Origin of the sequence: Microbacterium sp. K35, from assembly GCF_004794375.1 — a bacterium.
Taxonomy (GTDB): Bacteria; Actinomycetota; Actinomycetes; order Actinomycetales; family Microbacteriaceae; genus Microbacterium; species Microbacterium sufflavum.
Genome location: NZ_SSDM01000344.1, coordinates 1 through 3,398, shown reverse-complemented (window position 1 = coordinate 3,398; position 3,398 = coordinate 1). Strand labels below are relative to the sequence as shown.

3 protein-coding genes are annotated in these 3,398 nt (G+C 71.1%); 2 read left to right on the top strand and 1 reads right to left on the bottom strand.

Features of this window, described 5'->3' with window-relative positions; all coding sequences use genetic code 11:
- Positions 1–238 precede the first annotated feature (238 nt).
- Both DW299_RS13855 and DW299_RS13850 read left to right on the top strand, forming a co-directional pair.
- Positions 239–1,327, top strand: a complete 1,089-nt coding sequence (locus tag DW299_RS13855) for an Rv2578c family radical SAM protein (RefSeq protein ID WP_136036936.1) — start codon at positions 239–241, stop codon at positions 1,325–1,327.
- A 46-nt stretch (positions 1,328–1,373) separates the two neighbouring features.
- On the top strand, positions 1,374–1,913 hold the full coding sequence (locus DW299_RS13850; protein WP_136034015.1) for a YaeQ family protein: 540 nt from the start codon (positions 1,374–1,376) through the stop codon (positions 1,911–1,913).
- 81 nt (positions 1,914–1,994) lie between these two features.
- Here DW299_RS13850 and DW299_RS13845 read toward each other — a convergent pair.
- Positions 1,995–3,398: DEAD/DEAH box helicase (locus DW299_RS13845; protein ID WP_136036935.1), on the bottom strand; the 1,404-nt coding region annotated here is incomplete at its 5' end.

Genomic DNA, 3,398 nt, shown 5'->3' with positions numbered 1-3,398 from the left:
GCGACGGGCCGCGGCATCGCGTCGGCCGCCGACGAGGGGAGCACGGGCGTCGAGGCGATCGAGAAGAGCACGCCGAGCGCGGCGACGGCCAGCCCCACGGGCAGCGCGGGACCGGAGATCGGGGAGCGCGGAGCCGCATGCTGGGCAAGCGGCGGAACGGTCATTGCCTCATTCTCTCATTCGAAGATCTCTGCGACGCCCGCTTGTGCTTTCTTCGTCTTTCTGTTCGAATGAGGGGATGCGGTGGCAGGGGCAGAAGCTGGGCGACGTCGACGAGGCGGCGCTGCCCGGGCTGGAGGAGCGCAGCGGCGTGCTGCGCACCGTGAAGACCCCGGCGTTCGAGGGCATGACCTTCCATGAGGTGCTGTCGAAGTCGGCTCTCAACCACGTGCCCGGCGCCTCGCGCATGCCGTTCGCCTGGACCATCAACCCCTACCGCGGCTGCTCTCATGCCTGCACTTACTGTTTCGCCCGCGGCACGCACGAGTACCTCGACCTCGACGGCGGCGCCGACTTCGACTCGCAGATCGTGGTCAAGGTCAACGTGGTCGAGGTGCTGGAGCGAGAGCTGCGGCGGGGCACCTGGAACCACGAGACCGTGGCGCTCGGCACGAACACCGATCCGTACCAGCGCGCGGAGGGCCGCTACGCTCTCATGCCCGGCATCATCCAGGCGCTCGCGACCTCGGGCACGCCGATCTCGATCCTCACCAAGGGCACGCTGATCCGCCGCGACATCCCCCTGCTGGTGAAGGCGGCCGAGCGGGTGCCGGTCGATGTGCAGATGTCGATCGCGATGTACGACGACGCCCTGCAGAAGGCGATCGAGCCGGGAGCGCCCACCACGCAGGCGCGGCTCGACACGGTGCGCGCCCTGGCCGATGCCGGGTTCCCCGTGACCGTGTTCCTCATGCCGATCCTGCCGCACCTCACCGACTCGGTGGAGGCGATCGACACCGGCCTCCGCCGCATCAAGGAGTCGGGTGCACGCACCGTCATCTACGGGGCGCTGCATCTGCGGCCGGGGGTCAAGCCGTGGTTCTTCGAGTGGCTCGAGCGCACGCGCCCCGACCTCGTGTCGTCGTACCGCGGGCTGTACCCCGGCGCGTCGGTCGAAGCCCCCAAGCCGTACCGCCAGTGGCTGGCACGGCGGGTGCGACCGCTCATCCGCCTGCACGGCCTCGACGCCCGGCACGAAGACGACTACCCCCGCCGCGGGTTCCGGCCGGGGCAGGGGCACACCGCGTCAAGCACGCCACCCGCCGGCACGGTCGCCTTCCGACAGACCGGGCCCGCCGCGACACCCCCGCAGCCGATGCTGTTCTGAGCCGTCCGGTCGGGAGGGCCTCCGGGGCCGCGTAGGCTCGGGGATCATGGCGATCGGTTCCACCCTCCACACGTTCGACGTGCAGCTCGCCGACACCGATCGCGGGGTCTACGACGACTACTCGCTGCGGGTGGCGCGGCACCCCTCCGAGACCGACGCCTACATGCTCACACGGGTGCTGGCGTACGGGCTCGAGTTCGGCGAGGGCATCGCGTTCGGCGGCAGCGTGTCCGACACCGAGGAGCCCGCGGTGCTCGTGCGCGACCTCACCGGGCGGATCGTCACCTGGATCGAGGTCGGCGCGCCCGACGCGGAGCGCCTGCACCACGCCAGCCGTCTCGCCGAGCGCACCGTGGTGTACACGCACCGCGACCCCGCGAAGGTGATGGCGCCGTGGGCGGACAAACGCATCCACCGCGCCGAGGACATCCGCGTCCACAGCTTCGACCCCGGGTTCATCGACACCGCGACGCCGCACCTGGAGCGCCGCAACACCCTGACCCTCACCGTGACGGAGCGCGTGCTCTACCTCGACCTCAACGGCACGAGCCTGGCGACCGCGCTGCACGAGCACGAGCTCGGCTGACACCCCGGGTGATACCGGGCTGCGAAGCGCGGAAAGGCCCCGGAGACCGAGGTCTCCGGGGCCTTTCCGATCCGAAGGCCATCAGGCGGTGAGGTCGGCCGTCGACGGCTGACGCCCGGCGATCTCCTCGATCACGTCGTCGTCCAGGCGGGCGTTCTCGAACGGCGCCTCGATCTCGGCACGCTCCAGCAGCTCGTTCATGCGACGCTGGCGCTGACGCGTGATCAGCGTCACCACGCGACCCGAGCGACCGGCGCGGCCCGTGCGACCCGACCGGTGCAGGTAGGTCTTGTACTCGTCGGGGGCGTCGGCCTGCACGACCAGGTCGATGTCGTCGACGTGGATGCCGCGCGCCGCGACGTCGGTCGCCACGAGCACGTTCACGCGACCCGAGGTGAGCTTCTCCAGGTTGCGCGTGCGCTTGGCCTGGTTCAGGTCGCCGTGCAGCGACACCGCGGGGATGCCGGCGTCGTCGAACTGCTCCGCCAGCATCTCGGCGTAGGCGCGGGTGCGGGCGAACACGAGCGTCTTGCCCTCGCGGTCGACGAGCGACGTGAGGATGTCGGCCTTGTCGCGGTGCTCGATCACCAGCACCCGGTGCTCGATCGTGCTCGACTCCTGGTCCTCCCCGGCGACCTCGTACACGGCCGGGTCCACGAGGAACTCGTCGACGAGCGCGGCGACCTCGCGGTCGAGCGTCGCGGAGAACAGCAGCTTCTGGCTGCCCTCGGCGGTGCGGCGGAGGATGCGCTGCACGGGCTCGACGAACCCGAGCTCGCACATGTGGTCGGCCTCGTCCAGCACCGCGATGCGGCAGTCGGACAGGTCGAGCTTGCCCTGGTTCATCAGGTCCTCGACGCGTCCGGGCGTGCCGATCACGATGTCGACGCCCTTCTTGAGCGCACCCACCTGGCGGCCCTGCGGCACGCCGCCGTAGATCTGCGTGGTGAACAGTCCGACGCTGCGGGCGATCGGCTGGATCGTGCGGTCGATCTGCAGCGCGAGCTCGCGCGTCGGGGCGAGGATGATCGCGCGCGGGGCACGACCGAACTCGCGGCGCTTGCCCGCCTGCGACTGGAGCACGCGCTCCACGAGCGGCGCGCCGAACGCGATGGTCTTGCCGGAGCCGGTGCGACCGCGGGCGAGCACGTCGCGCCCCTCCAGCACGGCCGGGATGCTGGCCGCCTGGATCGGGAAGGGCGTCTCGGCGCCGAGGTTCTTCAGCGTCTCGGTGATGTTCGAGCCGAGCCCGAGGTCGGCGAAGGTCACGTTCTCGACCTCGACGGCCTGCACGGCCTGCGCTTCGAGGCGCTCATGCACCACGTCGGCGCCCGGGGTGAAGGCGTCCTTGGGCTTGGCGTTCCAGTCGCTGCGGCTGGGGCGCTCCTCCCGGCGCGGACGCTCGGTGCGGTAGGCGCCACCGGTCGAGGCGCGGGGACGCTCCCGCTCCCCGTCGAACGCGCGCTGCGTGCGGTCGACGGGGAG

What these genes read in the sequence shown, in the direction of transcription:
- DW299_RS13850 (WP_136034015.1), top strand. Translation starts at nt 1,374, where the DNA reads ATGGCGATCGGTTCCACCCTCCACACGTTCGACGTGCAGCTCGCCGAC.
- DW299_RS13855 (WP_136036936.1), top strand. Translation starts at nt 239, where the DNA reads ATGCGGTGGCAGGGGCAGAAGCTGGGCGACGTCGACGAGGCGGCGCTG.